The organism is Paludibacterium purpuratum (assembly GCF_004363805.1).
In the GTDB taxonomy this organism is placed as follows: domain Bacteria; phylum Pseudomonadota; class Gammaproteobacteria; order Burkholderiales; family Chromobacteriaceae; genus Paludibacterium; species Paludibacterium purpuratum.
Genome location: NZ_SNZP01000013.1, coordinates 13,551 through 34,351, shown reverse-complemented (window position 1 = coordinate 34,351; position 20,801 = coordinate 13,551). Strand labels below are relative to the sequence as shown.

Sequence of the window (20,801 nt, the reverse complement as noted above, 5' to 3'; positions counted from 1 at the left end):
GCGTCTGCTACCAGAGAAAACCTTACGCCATGACCGGAACTGACCTGACGCACCCCGGCTTCGCCGGGCTCGAACTGCTCGATACGCCGGTTCTGATCGTCTGCCAGAACGGCGAACTGGTCTATGCCAATCCGGCAAGCGAAAGCCTGCTGGGGCAAGGTCTGCGCGAACTACTGCGCCACAGGCTGACAGACTTGTTCCTGCCGAACGAAGCGTTGCAGCAGGCACTGGCCACCGCCTTCGCCCACAACGCCAGCTACATCGAACACGATTTAGCACTGGTCACCGCGCAAACCGCCCAGCCCTTGCACGTCGCCCTATCGGTCACACCGATCGATGCCGTCGCGAGCCAGGCGCTGATCGAATTGCGCTCGCTCGACCAGCAGCTGCGCATCGTCAACGAAGAACGACGGCTACTGCAACATCAGGCCAACCGCGAATTGATCCGTAACCTGGCGCACGAAATCAAGAATCCGCTTGGCGGCATCCGCGGCGCCGCGCAATTGCTGGAGCACGAACTGCAGGATCGCCCCGAGCTCAAGGAATACACCGAAGTCATCAAGCAAGAGGCGCTGCGGCTGCAGTCCCTGGTCGATCGCATGCTGGCGCCGCATCGGCGCCATGTGGTCGGCGAAGTCAACATCCACGAAGTACTGGAGCGCGTGCGCAGCATCGCGCTGGCGGAGTACCCGCAAGACCTGATCATTCAACGCGACTACGACGTCAGCCTGCCGATGCTGTTCGCCGACAAGGAACAATTGATCCAGGTGGTACTGAACATCGTGAAAAATGCCATCCAAGCCATGAAAGGCAAGGGACAGGTGATTTTGCGCACCCGGGTGGCTCGCCAGACGACGCTGGCGCGTAAACGCCACAACCTGGCATTGAAATTGCAGATCATCGACAACGGCCCCGGCATTCCGGACGACATCCGCGACCATCTGTTCTACCCGCTGGTCACCGGACGGGCCGAAGGCACCGGCCTGGGTCTGACGCTGGCCCAAGCCTACGTCCATCAACACGGCGGCAGCATCGAGTTCGACTCGCAGCCTGGGCAGACCTGCTTCACCGTCATGCTGCCGTTCATACAAGAACAATCACACGCCACCGCACCTGGCGCGCAAGGAGAATAAACGATGCCGGTCTGGATCATCGATGACGACAAGGCCATCCGTTGGGTACTGGAGAAGGCGCTCGCGCGTAGCGCCATCGACTACCGCAGCTTCGCCAGCGCCGACGACGCACTCAACTTACTGGAAGACGAGCAGCCGCGGGTCATCATTTCCGATATTCGCATGCCGGGCACCAACGGCCTGAAGTTTCTGGCGAGCGTCAAGGAGCGGCATCCGCAATTACCGGTCATCATCATGACGGCCCATGCCGACCTCGACTCCGCGGTCTCGGCCTTCCAGGGCGGCGCGTTCGAATACCTGCCCAAGCCTTTCGACATCGACCAGGCGGTGGAGCTGATCGAGCGCGCGCTGGCCGAGGCCGGCCAGCACGACAATAGCCCGGCGCCGCAAGTCGCCCTGCCGGTATTGCTGGGTCAGGCGCCCGCCATGCAGGACGTCTTCCGCGCCATCGGCCGTCTGTCGCAATCCACCGTCACCGTGCTGATCACCGGCGAATCCGGCACAGGCAAGGAACGCGTGGCCGAGGCGCTACACCAGCACTCGGTACGCGCCGGTCGGCCGTTCATCGCGCTCAACACCGCCGCGATCCCTAAGGATCTGCTGGAAAGCGAGCTGTTCGGCCACGAAAAAGGCGCCTTCACCGGCGCCCAAGCAACGCGGCGCGGCCGCTTCGAAGAGGCCGAGGGCGGTACGCTGTTTCTGGACGAAATCGGCGATATGCCGACCGAGCTGCAGACCCGGCTGTTGCGTGTACTGTCCGACGGGCACTTTTACCGCGTCGGCGGCCATACCCCGATCAAGGCCAACGTGCGCGTCATCGCCGCGACACACCAAAACCTGGAAGAGCGAGTACGCACCGGGCAGTTCCGCGAAGACTTGTACCACCGGCTCAATGTCATCCGCCTGCGCCTGCCGCCGCTACGCGAGCGTAGCGAGGATATCCCGCTGCTCACTCAGCACTTCCTCGGCAAAAGCGCGGCCAACCTCGGCGTCGAACCCAAGCGGCTCAGTCCGGCCGCCATGCAATGCATCGTCGACTACCAATTTCCCGGCAACGTACGCCAACTGGAAAACCTGTGCCAATGGATCACGGTGATGGCGCCGGGACAGATGGTGGAAGTCTCCGACCTACCGCCGGAACTGAAGGCCCAACCCCTCTCCCTGGCACCGGATGCGCCGGCATTCGGGCAGCCGGCCGCAGAGTCCGACTGGATCAAGGGACTGGCGGCGGAAATCGACCGCCGGCTGGCGGCGGGAGAAACCGGCATCATCGACGACTTGCTGCACCGCTTCGAAACCTGCTGCATTCTGACAAGCTTGGCGCATACCGCCGGGCGGAAAATCGAAGCGGCGCAAGCTTTGGGCTGGGGCCGTAATACGCTGACGCGCAAGATTCAGGAACTCGGGTTGTAGCGGACGTCGACGGGCGATCCGCCCGTCGACGCGTTTAGGTATGGGCTTCGATCACCTGCTTGACCGCCGACACGTCGGCCGGCAATACGGTGAAGCGTTGCGGCAGATCCTCCAAGCCCTCGAAACCGGCGGGGCGCGGCGGATCCTGCGCCAACGCCTCGCGTAGCGTTTCGGCGAATTTGGCCGGCAGTGCGGTCTCCAGGCACACCACGATCTCGCTCGGACGACGCAGTTCGCGCGCCACCTTGACGCCGTCGGCGGTATGCGGATCGAGCACCCGCGCTGGCGTTTCCGCCGCCACTTGACGGATGGTGGCCAAACGGTCGGCATGGGTACTGCGGCCGGAGACAAAGCCATAGCGGCGCGATACCTCGGCGAACATCATGTCGCCTTCCAGCGCGCTCAAATCGAAGCCCGTCCCCTTATCCACGCCTCGCCACAGCTCGGACAGCGCCACCGGGTTGCGCCCGACCAGGTCGAAAATAAAACGTTCGAAGTTGGACGCCTTGGAGATATCCATCGACGGGCTGGAGGTAACGCGGGTCTCGGCGCCTGTGCGCGGACGGTAACGGCCGGTGCGGAAGAATTCGTCCAGCACGTCGTTCTCGTTGGTCGCCACGATCAACCGATCGATCGGCAAGCCCATCTGGCGCGCAATATGGCCGGCGCAGACATTGCCGAAATTGCCCGACGGCACGCAAAAGCTGACCTTCTGATCGTTGCTGTCGCTCGCGGCGAAATAACCGTGGAAGTAATACACCACCTGGGCGACCACCCGCGCCCAGTTGATCGAATTGACGGTGCCGATGGCGTGTTTGGCCTTGAACTCGGCGTCGCTCGACACCGCCTTGACGATGTCCTGACAGTCGTCGAACATGCCCTCGATCGCCAGATTGTGGATATTTTCGTCCGGCAAGGAAAACATCTGCGCGCGCTGAAAGGCGCTCATCTTGCCGTGCGGCGACAACATGAATACGCGGATATTGGCACGGCCGCGCATGGCATGCTCCGCCGCGCTGCCGGTATCGCCGGAGGTGGCGCCGAGAATATTGAGCTGCTGTCCGCGCTTGACCAACACATATTCGAACAAATGGCCAAGCAACTGCATCGCCATGTCCTTGAAGGCCAGGGTCGGCCCGTTGGACAACTGTTCGACGAACAATCCATCTTCGAGCCTGGTCAGCGGCGCGATCTCTGCCGAGCCGAACACCTCGGCTCGATAGGTTCGCTCGACGATGTCGCGCAGCTCGTCAGCCGGAATATCGTCGGCAAACAAGCGCACGATCTCGAACGCCAGTGCCGGATAGGATAGCCCGCGCCAGGCCGCCAGTTGATCTCGGTCGACGCGCGGATAGTGGGTCGGCATCACTAGGCCGCCGTCCGGCGCCAACCCCATCAGCAGGATGTCGCAGAAGCGCTGCGGGCTCATGCCGCCGCGCGTACTGATATAGTCCATCGCGCACTCTCCTTAGGCGTTGAGTTCTTCCATGCGCAGCCGCACGACCGGTCCGGCGACGCTATCGAGAGCCTCGATGGCCTCGATGGCATGGTTGACGTCCATTTCCTTGACCCGGTGCGTCAGAATCACCACCTCGGCCGCGCCATCGTGGATCGACCCCTTCTGGATCACCGCCTCGATGGATATCGCATCCTCCGCCAAGATGCGGGTGATATTGGCCAGCACACCGGCACGGTCGATGGCTTGAATACGCAGATAGTAGGAGCTGACCACTTGGTCGATCGGCAGGATCGGCAGATCGCGCAACTGATCCGGCTGGAAAGCCATCAACGGGACATGATGCTCGGGGTCGGCGGCCAGCAGGCGCGTCACGTCCACGATGTCGGCCACCACCGCCGAGGCGGTCGGCAACGCGCCGGCGCCGGCGCCGTAATACAGTGTCGGTCCGGCCGCGTCGCAGTTGACCAACACCGCGTTCTTGACGCCGTTGACGTTGGCGATCAACCGCCCTTCCGGAATCAGCGTCGGATGCACGCGCAACTCGATGCCGTCGTCGGTACGGCGCGTCAGGCCCAACAGCTTGACGCGATAACCCAATTCTTCGGCGTAGCTGATGTCCTTGGACGACAGCTGGCTGATCCCTTCCAGGTAGCACTTGCTGAACTGCATCGGGATACCGAAGGCGATCGACGCCATGATGGTCAGCTTGTGGCCGGCGTCGTGCCCCTCGACGTCGAAGGTGGGATCGGCCTCGGCATAACCCAGGCGCTGCGCGTCGGCCAGCGCGTCGGCAAAGCTCGCGCCCTTTTCGCGCATCTCGGTCAGGATATAGTTGGCGGTACCGTTGATGATGCCGGCGATCCATTCGATGCGGTTGGCCGCCAAGCTTTCGCGCAATGCCTTGATAATCGGCACGCCGCCGGCCACTGCGGCTTCGAAGGCCACGATCACGCCCTTTTCCTGGGCGCGGGCGAAGATTTCGTTGCCGAACTCGGCGATCAACTTCTTATTGGCCGTCACCACATGCTTGCCGTTTTCGATCGCCTTGAACACCAGGTCGCGGGCAATGGTGGTGCCGCCGATCAGCTCGACGACGATGTCGACCTCGGGGTGGTTGACGATCTGGAAGGCATCGTCGACCACGATCACCTCGGGGCCGACGTGCTCGCGCGCGCGCTCGGTATCGCGATTGGCCGCCATGAACAGACGGATGCGTCGACCGGCGCGACGGCTGATCTCTTCCGCATTGCGTTTCAACACGGTGGCGGTGCCGCCGCCCACCGTACCGACCCCCATCAGGCCGATATTGATTGGCTTCATAGCTTAGATCTCCTGGTCATTTTTAATTATGAGTAGTTAGGCGTGGCGCTGACGATAGCCATCCAGGAAGCGCTCGATGCGATCCATGGCTTCGTTCAAATCGTCGGTATTCGGCAGGAACACCACGCGGAAATGATCCGGGTTGACCCAGTTGAAACCGGTACCTTGCACCAGCAGCACCTGTTCCTGGCGCAGTAACTCCAGGATGAACTGCTGGTCGTCCGCAATCGGATACATCTTGGGGTCCAGGCGCGGAAACAGGTACAGCGCACCCTGCGGCTTGACGCAGCTCACACCGGGAATCGCCGTCAGCCGTTCCCAGGCCAGATCGCGCTGCCGACCAAGCCGCCCCGTGGGCAGCACCAGGTCGTCGATACTCTGGTAGCCGCCGAGTGCGGTCTGAATCGCATATTGCCCCTGCACGTTCGAACACAGCCGCATTGAAGCCAGCATGTTCAGGCCTTCGATATAGTCCTGTGCGTGGTGCCTCTCGCCCGAAACGATCATCCAACCGACGCGAAAGCCCGCGGCGCGGTAGTTCTTGGACAAACCGTTCATGGTGATGCACAGCACATCGGGCGCCAGTGAAGCGATCGAAGTATGCGATGCCTGGTCGTACAACACCTTGTCGTAAATTTCGTCGGCGTAGATGATCAGTTGATGCTGACGCGCCAGTTCGACGATCTGCGCCAACAATGCCGGCGGATAGACCGCACCGGTGGGGTTGTTCGGATTGATGACCACGATGGCGCGGGTGTTGGGCGTAATCTTGCCGCGCATGTCCTCGATGTCGGGAAACCAGCCGGCCGCTTCGTCGCACACGTAGTGCACCGCGCGCCCGCCGGCCAAACTGACCGCCGCCGTCCACAGCGGATAGTCCGGCGCCGGCACCAGCACTTCATCGCCGACGTCGAGCAAGCCCTGCATGGCCATGACGATCAGTTCGGATACGCCATTGCCGATATAGATGTTCTCCATGCCGACATTGGGTAATTGCTTTTCCTGCGCATAATGCATGATGGCTTTACGAGCGGCGAACAAGCCGCGCGAATCGGAATAGCCCGATGCGTCCTGCAGGTTGGCGATGACGTCTTCGATGATTTCGTCCGGCGCGAAAAAGCCAAACGGTGCGGGGTTGCCGATATTCAGCTTGAGAATGCGGTGGCCCTCATCTTCCATCCGCTTAGCATATTCAAGCACCGGCCCGCGGATGTCGTAGCAGACATTGGCGAGTTTCTGAGATTTTTTGACTGGCTGCATGGCGATCTACTTGTTTTCACGCGCGTTTCTCGCGCTTGTTGAATACTCTTTGTTCCCGGCGGCCAGGCAACCCGCCTGGCCGGGTCGAGTTATAATCCTATCCTAAACGCGCCAGCGCGGGCATATTAATTTTCTGATGGAAACCAGCATGAAACTGCATGAGGCAGCGGCCCAGGGCCGCAATCTGATCACCGCCTACGAGGCCGACCGTATTCGCATCAATCAGGATTATTTCAGCGGCAATCTGATTGTGACACCGGACAGCATCGTTCCCTGGCAGGTCGAATCGTTCGAAACGCTCGTCGCCGACGATTTCGAAGCGTTGCTGGCCTTCGAACCCGAGGTGGTGCTGTTCGGCAGCGGTAACACCCTTCGCTTCCCGCACCCGCGTCTGACCGCCGCGCTGGCCGCGGCACGCGTCGGCTTCGAAGCGATGGACACCCAGGCCGCGTGCCGTAGCTACAATATTTTGATGGCGGAAGACCGCCGCGTGGTGTTGGCGGCGCTGGGATAGGCGCAGGTCATGCCGGCAGGCGACGCGCAAGCCACCGGGGCAGCAAGCGCATCACCGCGACGCGACACGGATGCCAGAACATCGACAGCGTTAAAAGTGCCGTGCTCATCACCAGCGCGGTCAAGGCGAAGCTATCGCTAATGAAACGACTTTGATTGATCCAGGCACTCAGCGTATACAGCACATAACCCAGCGCCGACACCATGAGCGCACGCCGGTCGATCGCCAGCGAGCACAGGGCGATCAACAGATAGAGCACGAGTACGGCGAGTGCCTGGCCGACATGGATCTCAGTCGCCGTCATGAGACCGACAAGATTGAATACCGGGTGCACCAAAAGCGGCGCCGCCAGCAGATGAAGCCAGAACGCCACATCGCTTTGGTAGCCTGTGCGCGCCATGTCGCGGGCATCCCAAGCCATCGCCAGCGCGAAGGTTCCGCATCCGGCGACGAATAGAAAGACGGGCCAGTAGTCCTTGATGAGCGGAATGAGCAAGAACAAGATCACGCCCAGCACCGCCCCCGTCCCCGCGGCGACGGTGATCGGCGTGCGAAACCGTCGCCAATGCCACCAGGCGGCCAGAACGGCGCCGATCGCCATCCCCAAACTGGTGGCCGCGGTCTGTCCCTCTTTGCCCGCATGAAACGCCACAACGGCGAACGCGCCCAACAGCGCGCCGCCTAGGAAGGCGACGGCACCGAGAAAGGCCAACGACAGCACCACCGCCGGCAGCGCCATACGGCGACGGCGGACGAAACATTCGCCCAACCCCCAACTCGCGCCCGCCGTGGCGACGGCGCCCACCCAGGGCGACAGCGACGCGCCCAACACGCACACGGCGCCAAGCAACAACAGGCAGGCGATGACGACAAACACATCGTTGAAGCCGACGATCAAACGGAACGGCTCATCCTCGTTCGACAGCTTGCGCAGACCTTCGACGTGCTCGCGCAAGGCCTGGGCCGTTTCCTGATTGAGTACGCCAGCCTCGATGGCGGAATCGATCTCTTCTTGACTGTACATCGGCATTCCTCCCCGCCTGCCATTGCTAGGGCCTGTTGACTATCTTCCAATTGGTGGAATATTAGGTCAGGTTCTCGACAATAAACATGATGGGAAATGCCTTCGGAGGCACGATATTCACCGGCCCCCGCGTCTTACAGCCAGCCCTTAAGCAGCACGACCACCAGCAAAATGGCGATCAGCGTCAACAGGAAGTTCTGCCGTTTCTGCTCCTTCATCAGCAGCACGTAGCTTTGCACCAGCATGTCCTGAGTTCGGCCACCTAGCGTTTCGTTGAGCTTGCGCGGCAGAGTCGGCAGCAAAGTCGCCCATTGCGGCGCCTCGTTCTTCACCGCGCGGACAAAACCGCGCCAGCCGATCTGTTCGTTCATCCACTTATTGAGGAAGGGCTTGGCGGTATCCCACAAATTGAGATCCGGATCGAGTTGCCGTCCAAGTCCCTCGATGTTCAGCAGCGTCTTTTGCAGCAACACCAGCTGCGGCTGGATTTCCACGTTGAAACGGCGGCTGGTCTCGAACAGACGCAACAGCACCAGCCCGAAGGAGATCTGCGATAGCGGGCGTTCGAAGAATGGTTCGCACACGGTGCGAACCGCCGCTTCCAGCTCTTCCGGGCGAGTATCGGCCGGCACCCAGCCGGACTCGATGTGTGCGGTGGCGACCCGGTGGTAATCGCGATTGAAAAAGGCCAGGAAATTGACGGCCAGATAGTGCTTGTCGACTTCGGTCAGACTACCGACGATGCCGAAGTCGAGCGCAATATAACGGCCGTCTGCGGCGACGAAAATATTGCCCGGGTGCATATCGGCATGGAAAAAGCCATGGCGGAACACCTGGGTGAAGAAGATTTCCACGCCAAAGCGCGACAGTTTCTTCAGGTCGACACCATCGGCGCGCAGGCGGTCGATCTGGCCGATCGGCGTGCCGCGCATCCACTCGAGCGTCAGCACGTCGCGCGCGGTGTAATCGTAGAACACCTCGGGCACCAGCAGCATGTCCGAACCCTGGAAGTTGCGCCGCAACTGCGAGGCGTTGGCTGCCTCGTGCATCATATCCAGTTCGTCGTGCAAATACTTGTCGAACTCGGCCACCACCTCGCCCGGCTTGAGCCGCTTGCCGTCGGGAAAACCGGCCTCGACCACGCGGGCCAGCAGACGCATCAGCGCCAGATCTTGCTCGATCACCGGCAGAATGCCGGGGCGCAGCACCTTGACCGCCACTTCGCGGCCCCGGCTGCCGTCGGCGTTGCGTAACCAGGCATGGTGCACTTGGGCCACCGAGGCACTGGCCACCGGCACATCGTCGAAATCGACGTAGGTTTCGCCTAGCGGTCGGCCCAGGCCGGCCTCGACGACCTGACGCGCCTGTTGACCGTCGAACGGCGGCACCTTGTCCTGTAACTTGGCCAGTTCGTCGGCGAAATCGGTCGGCAGCAGATCCCGTCGAGTCGACAACACCTGGCCGAATTTGACGAATACCGGCCCCAGGCTCTCCAATGCCAAGCGCAGACGCACCGGCAGGCTGTCGCGGCGATGCCGCGGCAACGGCAACAACCGGCATAGGGTATGCAACCATTTCAGGCGCGAGTGTCCGCGAAAGAAATCATCCAGGCCAAAACGGTAAAAGGTGGCAAAAATCTTGTAGGCGCGCGCTATCCGCATGGTGTTACGGCCGGCGATGCCGGCTCGCTCCGAGACCCGCGCTCGGCTTCCAGCCGAGCCAGGCGTTTTTCCAATCTCGCCGCGTCGTCGCGCAAGGCATCGACAGCGGCGACGAATCGTTCGACATCCCGTTTATGCGTCAACAGAGGCATCTCGTCGCGCAAGTGCTCGATCCAACTGTCGAGTACGCGCCACGCCACCGCCCCCTTGAAGCCGGCGCTTCGGCGCAGCCAGCCCTCGATACGATGCGCGGCGGCATCGCCGAGCAGGCCGGACAGATCCTCCACCGGTAGCCAGCGCAACTGGCCTGCCAAATGGCCGAAGCGTTGGGCCAGTTCGTTATCGCCGGCAAGCTCGAGGTCGGAAAAATCCGGCACCCGGCCCGACCATTGCGCCGAGAGTGCCGCCAGCGGTTTGACGCGCACCGTGGCCTCCGGCTCGCCCGCACTTGCGGCAAGCAGGCCAACGTCGGTAATCACGCCGGACAAAGTCATCGGCGGCATCGCCAGCGCCACGCGCCGGCCGGCCAGTTCGGCCAATTCGGCGCGCACTTCGGGATGCTGGCCGAGGATGTGGTTGAACAAGGCGAGAATGGGTTGCATGGCGGGCTCTCGATCGGTCAGGCAGAGGATTTGGCGAAGCTCAGCATCACGACGCCTGCCGTAATGAAAACGATACCGGCACATTTCAGCCACGTCAGGCTCTCGCCATAGGCAAACACGCCCACCATGGCCACCACGGCCATGCCGACGCCGCACCAGACGGCATACACCAGGCCCAGCTCCAGTCGCTGCACCACACGGCCCAGCAGCCAGAAGGACACGATATAGCCGAGAACCACCACCATCGAGGGTAGCGGCCGGCTAAAGCCAGCGGCCAGCTTCAGCGAACTGGTGGCGGTGACTTCGGCGGCGATCGCGCCGGCCAGCATGAGCCAACTAGTCAGTGTCGGATGCATCTCGCGCCCCGCCGATTAGAATTTGTAACCCTTGTGCAGCGCCACGACGCCGCCGGTCAGGTTATGGAAGTCGGCCTTGCCGAAGCCGGCATCGAGCATCATCCGGCGCAACGTCTCCTGGTCGGGATGCATGCGAATCGACTCGGCCAGGTAACGATAGCTATCCGCGTCGTCGGCGACCAGCTTGCCCATCAACGGCAAAGCCTTGAACGAATACAGATCATACAGCGGCGACAGAGGCTTCCAGACCTTGGAGAATTCGAGCACCAGCAATTTGCCGCCCGGCTTGAGCACACGGCACATTTCGGCCAGTGCGGCCTCCTTGTGGGTCATGTTGCGCAGGCCAAAGGCCACCGACACGCAATCGAAATAATTATCCGGAAACGGCAGTTTCTCGGCGTCGGCCAGCGCCACGGGCAGAATCATGCCGGCGTCGAGCAAGCGGTCGCGGCCGACAGTCAACATCGAGCTATTGATGTCGGTTAGCCAGACTTCGCCATCGCGCCCCACGCGCTGGGCCCAGCCGCGCGCCAGGTCGCCGGTGCCGCCGGCGATATCCAGCACCCGGTCGCCGCGGCGCACACCGGAGGTCGTCAAGGTGAAATGCTTCCAGACGCGATGCAAGCCGGCCGACATCAGGTCGTTCATCACATCGTATTTCTGCGCCACAGAGTGGAATACCTCGGCCACTTTCTGCGCTTTGTCGCTTTCAGCCACGGTCTTAAAACCGAAGTGCGTCGTTTTCTCCATGTCGTGCTTCCTTCGTCCCGTTTTTTGTGGGCGTGCGTTGCGATGCGAACGCACGCGACATCCCATGGTAGACAGCTAATCCCGACTCGCGCCCGCAGCGGCCAGCCGATCCAGATAATGCTGCCAATTTTCCGACTGCTTGCTGCCCAGCTCATACAAATAGGCCCAGCTGTACAGGCCGGAGTCGTGTCCATCGTCGAACACCAGCTTGACGGCGTATTGCCCGACCGGATCGATGGCGACAATCGCCACGTCGCGCTTGCCGGTCTGCAGCACCTCCTGGCCAACGCCATGTCCGCGGACCTCGGCCGACGGCGAGTACACCCGCAGATATTCGCTCGGCAATTCGAAATGCGCACCATCGTCGAAACTGATTTCCAGCACCCGGGTACGGGTGTGCAGGCAAAGCTCGACCGGGCGGGCGCTGTCTTTCTTCAATCCGGCCATGGCGGGTTCTCCGTGTCAGATTCGTTGTTTTTCCAGCAGCATGGCGTCGCCATAGCTGAAAAACCGGTATTCGTGCGCGACGGCATGCAGATAGGCCGCGCGAATGGTGTCCATCCCGGCGAAAGCCGACACCAGCATCAGTAGCGTCGATTTCGGCAAGTGGAAATTGGTCAGCAGTCGATCCACCACGCGGAAACGATAGCCCGGCGTGATGAAGATGTCCGTTTCGCCGCGCCCGGCCACCAGTTGCCCCGATTGCGCAGCCGATTCGAGCGCGCGCAGGCTGGTGGTGCCCACGGCCAGCACTTGACGGCCAGCCGCGCGAGCGGCGGCGATCTCGACCCGGGTGGTCTCGGGGATCTCGTAGATCTCGCTATGCATCTTGTGTTCGTGGATGTCGTCGACCCGCACCGGCTGGAAAGTGCCGGCACCGACGTGCAGCGTCACACGGCAAAGTTTGACGCCTTTGTCCGCCAGCCGCGCCAGCATCTCCTCGGTGAAATGCAATCCGGCAGTCGGCGCCGCTACCGCGCCCTGCTCGCGCGCATAGACGGTCTGATAGCGTTCGTCGTCCTCACCGTCGGCGCCGCGATCGATATACGGCGGCAGCGGCAGCTTCCCGGACTCGGCCAGAATATCGAACAGCGGCGTATCGGCCAGGAAGCGCAACTTGAACAGATCGCCGACCCGTTCGACCATTTCGGCTTGCCAGCGGCCGGCGAAGGTCAGCTGGGTACCTGGCTTAGGGGACTTGGAGGCACGGACATGCGCCAGCGCGACGTGGTCGTCCAGCACGCGTTCGATCAGCGCCTCGACCTGCCCGCCACTGGCCTTCTCGCCGAATAGGCGCGCCTTGATGACGCGCGTATCGTTGAACACCATGACATCGCCCGACTGCACCTGATCGAAGAAATCTGCGAACATCAGATCGTCGAGCGCGCCGCCATCGACATGCAGCATACGGCTAGCCCCGCGCTCGGTCGGCGGGTGCTGGGCGATCAGGCGTTCCGGCAGGAAGTAATCGAATTCCGAAATATGCATGGCGATCCAAAAGCTTGAAACCGTGAGATTATACCTGCGCTTGCTCTCCCCGGCACGGGTTTAGGCATGCCGGGCATCTCGCTTCGCACAGGGCAAAATTTGGCGCAGATCAACGCCGGACACGCCGGTTGGCGCACAATAGCCACAGTCGGAACAACGTGGCTAAACTAGTGCTTTCACTCCACTTTTCCGGCAATCCCGCTGAATGACATACGAAAATTCGTAGATGAATTTCAGCCAAAGCTGGACATTTTGCTGCCATTTGCGGCAAACTTCCGCCCATCATTTGAACGAAGGACCGCTATCTTGGCCCGAAAAATCCTTGTGCTGCACGGCCCGAACCTGAACCTTCTGGGCGCCAGAGAGCCGCAGCACTACGGTCGGGACACGCTGGACGCGATCAATCAGCGCCTGAAAAAACAGGCAAGCCAGGCAGGTTTCGAATTGGAAACGCTGCAAAGCAACGCCGAATATGTGCTGATCGACCGTATCCATGCCTGCACGGGCGACAAGACCGAGTTCATCATCATCAATCCGGCCGCCTTCACCCATACCAGCGTCGCACTGCGCGACGCGCTGGCAGGCGTCAAGGTGCCATTTATCGAAGTACATCTTTCCAACGTCCACGCCCGCGAACCGTTCCGCCAGCATTCCTATTTTTCAGATCTGGCGGTCGGCGTCATCTGCGGGCTGGGCGCTCATGGATACGAACTGGCACTAAGCCACGCCATTGCCCGCTTAGGCGAGCAAGTCTAATCGTATCCGCGAGTCAAAACATCCGAAGGACAATTCATGGATCTGCGTAAACTCAAAAAACTGATCGACCTCGTCGAAGAATCCGGCATCGCTGAGCTGGAAGTGACCGAAGGCGAGGAGAAAGTGCGGATCACCCGCGTCTCGGCCAATGCCCAGATCGCCTACGCCCAGCAGATGAACGCCATGCAGTACCCCGTCCAGCAAGCCGCCCCGGTGGCTGCGGCCGCGGCCGCCCCAGCAGCGCCGGCGGTCAGCGCGCCGGCCTACGACGACAGCCAAGTCGTCAAGTCGCCGATGGTTGGCACGTTCTACCGCGCGCCGAGCCCGGGCGCCAAGAAGTTCGTCGAAGTCGGCGACAAAGTGGAAGTGGGCGCGACGCTGTGCATCATCGAAGCCATGAAGCTAATGAACGAGATCGAATCCGATCGCGCCGGCACCGTGACCAAGATCTTGGTCGAGGAAGGCCAACCGGTCGAATACGGCGAAGCGCTGTTCGTCATCGAGTAAACACCGGACGCCAGCACATAGAGATGACAGGGCACGACCAAGCGTGCCCTTGTTGTTTGTTCCGACCTTCTACGGACACGCCAAACCATGTTTGAAAAGATACTGATTGCCAACCGCGGGGAAATCGCACTGCGCATCCAGCGGGCTTGCCGGGAAATGGGCATCAAGACCGTCGTCGTGCACTCCGAGGCCGACCGCGAAGCCAAGTACGTCAAGCTGGCCGACGAGTCGGTCTGCATCGGCCCGGCCCCATCCGGCAAGAGCTACCTGAACATTCCGGCCATCATCGCCGCAGCCGAAGTCACCGACGCCCAGGCCATCCATCCCGGCTACGGCTTCTTATCCGAAAATGCGGATTTCGCCGAACGTGTCGAGCAATCGGGCTTCGTGTTCATCGGCCCGCGTCCCGACACCATCCGCCTGATGGGCGATAAGGTCTCGGCCAAAAACGCCATGTTGACCGCCAAGGTACCTTGCGTGCCCGGTTCGGAAGGCGCCTTGCCGGACGATCCGGCGGAAATCGTCCGCATCGCCCGCAAAATCGGCTTCCCGGTGATCATCAAGGCAGCCGGCGGCGGTGGCGGACGCGGTATGCGCGTGGTGCACAGCGAAGCGGCGTTGATCACGGCGGTGGGCATGACCCGCGCCGAGGCCGAAGCCGCCTTCGGCAATCCGGTGGTCTACATGGAGAAGTTCCTCGAACAGCCGCGCCACATCGAGATTCAGATCCTGTCCGACGAGTACGGCAACGCCATCTATCTCGGCGAACGCGACTGCTCGATGCAGCGCCGCCACCAAAAGATCATCGAAGAAGCCCCTGCCCCCGGCATCACCGACAAGCAGCGCCAACAGATCGGCACGGCTTGCGCCGAAGCTTGCAGCCGCATCGGCTATCGCGGCGCCGGCACCTTCGAATTCCTGTACGAGAACGGCGGCTTCTACTTCATCGAAATGAATACCCGCGTGCAGGTCGAACACCCGGTGACCGAGATGATCACCGGCGTCGACATCGTGCAAGAGCAGATCCGCATCGCCGCCGGCGAAAAGTTGCGCTATAAGCAAAAAGATATCGTGATTCGGGGTCATGCCATGGAATGCCGCATCAATGCGGAAGATCCGTTCTCGTTCATCCCGTCGCCGGGCAAGATCGAGGGCTACCACCCGGCCGGCGGCCCGGGCATCCGCATCGATTCGCATATTTATCAGGGCTATACCGTGCCATCGCATTACGACTCGATGATCGGTAAGCTGATTGCCTACGGCGACACCCGCGACCAAGCGATCGCTCGCATGCGCGTCGCCCTGTCCGAAATGGCAATATCCGGCATCAAGACCAATATCCCGTTACATCAGGAGCTGTTCATGGATTCGGCCTTCGTGCGCGGCGGCACCAGCATCCATTACCTGGAAGAGCGGCTGGCCAATATGAAGAAAGGTAGCATCTGATGGCGTGGATCCAGGCCTCCATCGAGGCTGACTCCAAGATCGCGGAGAAACTCGCCGATGCCCTGATGGAGGCCGGCGCCCTGTCGGCCGCCATCGAGGACGCCTGGGCCGGTACCACCCAGGAAGAACCGATCTTCGGCGAGCCCGGCGAACCGGTCGACAGGCTGTGGTCGCAAAGCCGCATCCTTGCGTTGTTCGCCCATGACGCGGAGGTGGCATTGCTGATCGCCGCGGCGGCCAATGCCTGCCAACAACCGATGCCGGTCTTCACCACCGAGCGCATCGAGGAACAGGACTGGGTGCGCCTGACCCAATCGCAGTTCGAGCCGATCCGCATCTCCGACCGGCTGTGGATCACCCCGACCTGGCACGAGGCACCGGCGCCGAACGCCGTCAACCTGCAGCTCGATCCTGGCCTGGCATTCGGTACCGGTAGTCATCCGACCACCCGGCTGTGCCTGCAATGGATCGACGCCCACCTGACACCGGGAGCCACCGTGCTGGATTACGGTTGCGGCTCGGGCATCCTGGCCATTGCCGCCCTCAAGCTAGGTGCCGGCGCCACCACCGGTGTCGACATCGACCCGCAAGCGGTACGTGCCAGCAGCGACAATGCGGCGCAAAACGGGGTCTCGGCATTGTTCTGCCTGCCGGACGACACGCCGCCGACCCAAGTCGACGTCCTGTTGGCCAATATTTTGGCCAACCCGCTACGTATGCTTGGCGGCATGCTAGCCAACCATGTTAAAACCGGTGGTAGAATCGTCTTATCCGGCATACTTGCCGAACAAGCAGAAGAACTCTCGGCGATTTATTCCAGTTGGTTCGACATGGACCCGCCGGTCTTCGACGAGGGTTGGACCCGACTCACCGGAACACGACGACAAACGGTATGACCAAAACAACACAGTGCCCCGCTTGCCAGACTCGATTCAAGGTCAGTGACACGCAATTGACCGCAGCCAAAGGCCTCGTGCGCTGCGGGCGCTGTGCCCATGTATTCAACGCCATCGATCGCCTGATCGCGCCAGCGCAGGCGGCGGCTGTCGCGCCGCCGCCCAGTCCGCCGGTGGCGACACCGCCGACGCCCCCCGTTTCGCCCGAACAGTCCGTTGCCGACATCGACGACTTCGAGCTGGAGGTGCCCGATTTCGATCCGATGACGGCCAGCCTGCCCGAACCGCCGCAGACAGACCCGGTCGACGCCGGCGCGCCGTCTCTGGCCGATGTGGAGGCCTTTCAGCAGGCGCTCAACCAAGCGCTTCACCAACAGCCGACCGTCAGCGCGCCTATCGGCGACCCATTCGCCGAAGACGATGCGGAGTACGAACCGCAAGCGACGATATCGCCGATCGTTGACGATGACGAAGTCCCGGCGATTTTCGATAGCCGCCGCATCGTACATCCACAAGAAGAAGTGCCGCACGCTCCCGAAGCGCAGATCGTCGCGCCTCCCGAGCCGGAGCCCGCAGAGGAGGCAGCGCCCCCCTTCGACCCGGCGCTCGGCAGCGAGGCTTCGCCGCGCAAACGGCCCAATCCGTTCGTCACGGTTCTGGTGTTGCTGGCCTCGTTCTTCGCCCTGCTGTTGCTCGCCGGCCAACTGATCTACATCAACCGCACCTTGATCACCGCGCAAGCGCCTGAGGCCCGGCCAATGTTCGAACGGGTGTGCAAGCAGTTCGGCTGCACCGTCCCCTATTCGACCGACCAGGAGTACATCCGCACGGAGTGGTCGGAACTGTCGTTCGTGCCCGAACACGCCAACCTGGTGCAATTGTCGGCCACCCTGAAGAATCACGCCCCTTATCCGCAAGCGTTCCCGATGCTCGAGGTCACGCTGAAGGATGCCGATAACCAAGTACTGATCCGCAAGGTATTCACCCCGCGCGAGTATCTGAAACCGGATAGCCAGAAGCTGAAGCGCTTCGATGCCCGCAGCGAAGAGAAGATCGTCATGCGCTTCGATGTCGGCAAGGTGCATGCCCAAGGCTACAGCCTCTACTGGTTCTATCCTTAAGAACTTGTCCCCCGGGCGCGCATCCGTGCGCCCGGTCTACATGATTTCCTTGTTTTTTGCCCAGACGGACTCCACCATGAGAGAAACATGGAAAGGAGTTCGCAATGAACCAGTTCAGGTTACTGTACGGGGAAGAGATTCTGCCGCTGATCGGGGAATTCCCGGCGCCAGGAAGCCGACTGCCTAGCTTCATGTTGGTCGACGACCAATTCAACGACGTCGCCCTGGGGCAATTCGCAGGCCAACCCAAGGCCATCATCACCCTACTGTCGCTCGACGAGGACGTGCATGGCGGCATGCGCTTGCTACGCGAAACCCTGCGCTTTCTTGAACGCTGGCCCATGCTGCAAATCGTGGTCATTTCGGTGGACTCGCCATCCACGCTACGCCGAGTACGCAAGGAGCGCGGCCTGCCGCGCACGACCTTGCTCTCCACCTTGCGCGGCCGCGACTTCCATAAGCACTTCGGTGTCTTGATCACCGAATATCCACTGGCCGGCTATACCGCGCCCGCCATCATCATCGCCGATGCCGACAACACGGTGCTATACGCCGAACGGCTACGCGATACGTTGGATGATTTCCGTACTGACCAAATGCTGCCCGTCATGCAGGCGCTCGAGGCGGCTGAAAATGAGGCACTGCAACGCGCGGAAGAAGAGGCCGCCCGGGCACGGGCCGAAGCGGATGAACGCGAACGCCAGGAGCGCGCGATGATCGACACGGTGCGACAGAACGCACCCAAATGACAAAAGACGGGTTGCCCCGTCTTTTGTTCGCGCCGCAACACGCTTGGCTCAGGATTCGGATTTCGGAGAACGGCTCAGCAGCTCGTCCACGACCTGGGCGGGCTCGGCGCCGTAATACAGCAAACCGCATACGGCGGCGGTAATCGGCATTTCCACTTCCAAGCGTTCGGCCATGGTCAGCACTTCGCGGGCGGTCGGCACCCCTTCCGCGACATGCCCAAGCTCGGTCAGAATCTGCGCCAGCGGTAGCCCTTCGGCCAGCCGCAGGCCGACTTGGCGGTTGCGCGATAGCGAACCGGTGCAAGTCAGGATCAGATCGCCCATGCCGGCCAGGCCCATCATGGTTTTTTGACTGGCGCCCAATGCCACCGCCAAGCGGGTGATCTCCGCGAGGCCACGCGTAATCAACGCGGCGCGGGTATTGAGCCCGAAACCCAAGCCGTCGGCCACCCCGGTGGCGATCGCCATGACGTTCTTGACCGCCCCGCCGACTTCAACGCCGACCAGGTCGTCGTTGGCATATAAACGCAGCAACGGACTGTGCCACTCGCGAGCGATGCGTTCGGCGAACGCCGCATCGTCGGAGGCAATGGTCACGGCGGCCGGCAGGCCGGCAGCCACCTCGCGCGCGAAGCTCGGACCGGACAGCACCCCGCACGGATGTTGCACCGGCAATTCTTCGGCCACTACCTGGTGCGGTAACAAACTGGAGCCCGCCTCGAAACCCTTACAGGCCCAGATGAGCGGCGCCAACGTCGAAGACGAGGCCTTGAGCGCCCGCAACGCCGGACGCAAACCGGCGATCGGTGTGGCGATCAGGATCAATTCGGCATCGGCAATGGCACGCGGCAATTCGGCACAAAGCGACAGTCGCTCGGGGAACGGTGCATCGGGCAGGTAACGCTGGTTGACCCGGTTCGCCGCCAATTCGGCGACATGCGAACCGTTACGCGACCAAAGGACAACGTCGTGTTGCCGGGCGAAAGAAATCGCCAGGGCGGTTCCCCAGGCGCCGGCACCCATCACGGCAAGCTTCATACTAGAGGCCCCACAGATCGGTGATGCTGGCATAACCCGTACTACCGTCGCGATGGCGCACATGAACCCAACCGTTGGACGGCGGATCCATCAATTGCAGCACCCCATTCTTCGGTACGGAAAAGGCGACGCCGGCAGCCGTCGGCGTTGTGCGCACATCGGCGCGCTCGGAGACCACCAGCAGCCAGCGCTGCGCCGATAAGGCTGCGGACGGCAGCCAAGAGATCGCACCGGTAGCATCGCGCACGCGCGCCCATGCATCCTGCGTACTCAGCACTTCCACCGGATAGTAGCGGCTGACCACGAATAATTTCTTGGCCGAAAGCGCGGGCGCCTCATATAGCACGGCGCCGGATTCCTTGACCGAACGGAATTCCAGCGCGCCGGCCAGCGGCGCGTACGCCATCGAAAGGCAGGCAACCAGCCATGTAAGGCGCCGCGGACTCATCAGGCATTCCCTGCGTCGAGCTGGCCCGCACGTTGTTGCATGTACAGCGCCTCGAAATTGATCGGGGACAGCAGTACCGGCGGGAAGCCAGCGCGGTTGACGATGTTCGACACGGTTTCGCGTGCGTACGGGAACAAGATGTTCGGGCAGGCCACGCCCAGAATCGGGTCGATATCTTCCGCCGGGATGTTGCGAATCTGGAAGATGCCGCATTGCGCCACTTCAGCCAGGAAAAGCACCTTGTCCTCAACCTTGGCGGTCACGGTCACGGTCAGACTGCAATCGAAATAGCCCTCTTCGATCTGCTTGGCTTCGGAAGCCAATTGCATGTCGATTTCCGGCTGAACCTGCACCAGGAATACCTCCGGCGCGTTCGGCACTTCAAGGGACATGTCCTTCACGTAGATCTTGTCGATGGAGAAGACCGGTTGCTGCTCTTGCTGTTCACTCATCTAAATCTCACCTGCAGGTTTGATCAAAAAAACAATCCGTCGGCGACGGAAACAATGATTGGGACAGTTCGGCGCCCCGCGGCATCATCGCACGAAACCTCCGTGCGGGCCAGCCGCCGCAAGACAAGGCCGTCGCATCATTTGCCGAGCAAAACATCCAGCTTGCCGGCATTGTTCAGCGCCACGAGGTCGTCGCAGCCGCCGACATGGGTTTCGCCAATGAAAATCTGCGGCACGGTCCGGCGGCCGGTGATGGCCATCATTTTCTCGCGCTCTGCGGCGTCGAGATCGACGCGGATTTCCTGGATATCGGCCACCCCTTTACTCGCCAACAGCATCTTGGCTCGCTGGCAGTACGGGCAGACCGCGGTGGTATACATGACAACCGGATTCATGACATTTCCTTGC

At 61.7% G+C, this 20,801-nt stretch carries 23 protein-coding genes; 9 read left to right on the top strand and 14 right to left on the bottom strand.

Features of this window, described 5'->3' with window-relative positions:
• The first annotated feature begins 29 nt into the window (after positions 1–29).
• Positions 30–1,133: a nitrogen regulation protein NR(II) gene (glnL, locus tag DFP86_RS15080; RefSeq protein WP_243729416.1), complete on the top strand. Its 1,104-nt coding sequence runs from the start codon at positions 30–32 to the stop codon at positions 1,131–1,133.
• Between the two features lie 3 nt (positions 1,134–1,136).
• Positions 1,137–2,546 (top strand): nitrogen regulation protein NR(I), encoded by a 1,410-nt coding sequence (gene ntrC, locus DFP86_RS15075; RefSeq protein ID WP_133682726.1) that lies wholly within the window; start codon positions 1,137–1,139, stop codon positions 2,544–2,546.
• A gap of 34 nt (positions 2,547–2,580) precedes the next feature.
• On the opposite strand, the gene thrC is transcribed toward ntrC, so the two are convergent.
• From thrC to DFP86_RS15060, 3 genes are read right to left on the bottom strand one after another with little or no spacing between them, the layout of a single operon-like run.
• On the bottom strand, positions 2,581–4,002 hold the full coding sequence (gene thrC, locus DFP86_RS15070; protein ID WP_133682724.1) for a threonine synthase: 1,422 nt from the start codon (positions 4,000–4,002) through the stop codon (positions 2,581–2,583).
• Positions 4,003–4,014: 12 nt separating this feature from the next.
• Positions 4,015–5,325, bottom strand: coding sequence for a homoserine dehydrogenase (locus DFP86_RS15065; RefSeq protein WP_133682722.1), 1,311 nt, complete (start codon positions 5,323–5,325; stop codon positions 4,015–4,017).
• Positions 5,326–5,361: 36 nt separating this feature from the next.
• On the bottom strand, positions 5,362–6,585 hold the full coding sequence (locus tag DFP86_RS15060) for a pyridoxal phosphate-dependent aminotransferase (RefSeq protein ID WP_133682720.1): 1,224 nt from the start codon (positions 6,583–6,585) through the stop codon (positions 5,362–5,364).
• Positions 6,586–6,733: 148 nt separating this feature from the next.
• Between DFP86_RS15060 and DFP86_RS15055 the strand changes: the two genes are divergently transcribed.
• Entirely contained in the window at positions 6,734–7,099 is a 366-nt protein-coding gene (locus tag DFP86_RS15055) for an Mth938-like domain-containing protein (protein WP_133682718.1), read from the top strand.
• A gap of 7 nt (positions 7,100–7,106) precedes the next feature.
• On the opposite strand, the gene DFP86_RS15050 is transcribed toward DFP86_RS15055, so the two are convergent.
• From DFP86_RS15050 to queA, 7 genes are all read right to left on the bottom strand, one after another.
• Positions 7,107–8,123 carry a hypothetical protein gene (locus DFP86_RS15050; protein ID WP_133682716.1) on the bottom strand — a complete coding sequence of 339 codons (1,017 nt, stop codon included), beginning with the start codon at positions 8,121–8,123 and terminating at the stop codon, positions 7,107–7,109.
• A 134-nt stretch (positions 8,124–8,257) separates the two neighbouring features.
• Complete coding sequence (gene ubiB, locus DFP86_RS15045; protein WP_133682714.1) at positions 8,258–9,784, bottom strand: ubiquinone biosynthesis regulatory protein kinase UbiB; 1,527 nt, start codon at positions 9,782–9,784, stop codon at positions 8,258–8,260.
• The gene (locus DFP86_RS15040) at positions 9,775–10,386 is read right to left on the bottom strand and encodes a ubiquinone biosynthesis accessory factor UbiJ (RefSeq protein ID WP_133682712.1); all 612 of its coding nucleotides are present in this window, start codon (positions 10,384–10,386) and stop codon (positions 9,775–9,777) included. Before DFP86_RS15040 ends, ubiB begins: the two co-directional genes overlap by 10 nt.
• Before the next feature lie 17 nt (positions 10,387–10,403).
• Complete coding sequence (locus DFP86_RS15035; RefSeq protein ID WP_133682710.1) at positions 10,404–10,742, bottom strand: DMT family transporter; 339 nt, start codon at positions 10,740–10,742, stop codon at positions 10,404–10,406.
• A 15-nt stretch (positions 10,743–10,757) separates the two neighbouring features.
• On the bottom strand, positions 10,758–11,492 hold the full coding sequence (gene ubiE, locus DFP86_RS15030; protein WP_133682708.1) for a bifunctional demethylmenaquinone methyltransferase/2-methoxy-6-polyprenyl-1,4-benzoquinol methylase UbiE: 735 nt from the start codon (positions 11,490–11,492) through the stop codon (positions 10,758–10,760).
• A gap of 75 nt (positions 11,493–11,567) precedes the next feature.
• Entirely contained in the window at positions 11,568–11,939 is a 372-nt protein-coding gene (locus tag DFP86_RS15025) for a gamma-butyrobetaine hydroxylase family protein (RefSeq protein WP_133682706.1), read from the bottom strand.
• A 15-nt stretch (positions 11,940–11,954) separates the two neighbouring features.
• The gene (queA, locus tag DFP86_RS15020; RefSeq protein ID WP_133682704.1) at positions 11,955–12,980 is read right to left on the bottom strand and encodes a tRNA preQ1(34) S-adenosylmethionine ribosyltransferase-isomerase QueA; all 1,026 of its coding nucleotides are present in this window, start codon (positions 12,978–12,980) and stop codon (positions 11,955–11,957) included.
• A gap of 306 nt (positions 12,981–13,286) precedes the next feature.
• Between queA and aroQ the strand changes: the two genes are divergently transcribed.
• From aroQ to DFP86_RS14990, 6 genes are all read left to right on the top strand, one after another.
• Complete coding sequence (gene aroQ, locus DFP86_RS15015; RefSeq protein WP_133682702.1) at positions 13,287–13,736, top strand: type II 3-dehydroquinate dehydratase; 450 nt, start codon at positions 13,287–13,289, stop codon at positions 13,734–13,736.
• 36 nt (positions 13,737–13,772) lie between these two features.
• Positions 13,773–14,243, top strand: a complete 471-nt coding sequence (accB, locus tag DFP86_RS15010; RefSeq protein WP_133682700.1) for an acetyl-CoA carboxylase biotin carboxyl carrier protein — start codon at positions 13,773–13,775, stop codon at positions 14,241–14,243.
• Positions 14,244–14,330: 87 nt separating this feature from the next.
• Positions 14,331–15,689: an acetyl-CoA carboxylase biotin carboxylase subunit gene (gene accC, locus DFP86_RS15005; protein ID WP_133682698.1), complete on the top strand. Its 1,359-nt coding sequence runs from the start codon at positions 14,331–14,333 to the stop codon at positions 15,687–15,689.
• Positions 15,689–16,585, top strand: a complete 897-nt coding sequence (gene prmA / locus DFP86_RS15000; RefSeq protein ID WP_133682696.1) for a 50S ribosomal protein L11 methyltransferase — start codon at positions 15,689–15,691, stop codon at positions 16,583–16,585. Before accC ends, prmA begins: the two co-directional genes overlap by 1 nt.
• The gene (locus DFP86_RS14995) at positions 16,582–17,706 is read left to right on the top strand and encodes a DUF3426 domain-containing protein (protein WP_133682694.1); all 1,125 of its coding nucleotides are present in this window, start codon (positions 16,582–16,584) and stop codon (positions 17,704–17,706) included. Before prmA ends, DFP86_RS14995 begins: the two co-directional genes overlap by 4 nt.
• Positions 17,707–17,810: 104 nt before the next feature.
• The gene (locus DFP86_RS14990; protein WP_133682691.1) at positions 17,811–18,455 is read left to right on the top strand and encodes a redoxin family protein; all 645 of its coding nucleotides are present in this window, start codon (positions 17,811–17,813) and stop codon (positions 18,453–18,455) included.
• Positions 18,456–18,503: 48 nt separating this feature from the next.
• Here DFP86_RS14990 and DFP86_RS14985 read toward each other — a convergent pair whose 3' ends face one another.
• The 4 genes from DFP86_RS14985 to grxC all read right to left on the bottom strand — a co-directional run bounded on the left by DFP86_RS14985 (position 18,504) and on the right by grxC (position 20,788).
• Entirely contained in the window at positions 18,504–19,493 is a 990-nt protein-coding gene (locus DFP86_RS14985) for an NAD(P)H-dependent glycerol-3-phosphate dehydrogenase (protein ID WP_133682689.1), read from the bottom strand.
• Position 19,494: 1 nt separating this feature from the next.
• A complete protein-coding gene (locus DFP86_RS14980; protein WP_133682687.1) occupies positions 19,495–19,941 on the bottom strand; it encodes an SH3 domain-containing protein in 447 nt (148 codons plus the stop codon).
• Positions 19,941–20,393 (bottom strand): protein-export chaperone SecB, encoded by a 453-nt coding sequence (gene secB, locus DFP86_RS14975; protein ID WP_133682685.1) that lies wholly within the window; start codon positions 20,391–20,393, stop codon positions 19,941–19,943. Before secB ends, DFP86_RS14980 begins: the two co-directional genes overlap by 1 nt.
• A gap of 137 nt (positions 20,394–20,530) precedes the next feature.
• The gene (grxC, locus tag DFP86_RS14970; RefSeq protein WP_133682681.1) at positions 20,531–20,788 is read right to left on the bottom strand and encodes a glutaredoxin 3; all 258 of its coding nucleotides are present in this window, start codon (positions 20,786–20,788) and stop codon (positions 20,531–20,533) included.
• Positions 20,789–20,801 lie beyond the last annotated feature (13 nt).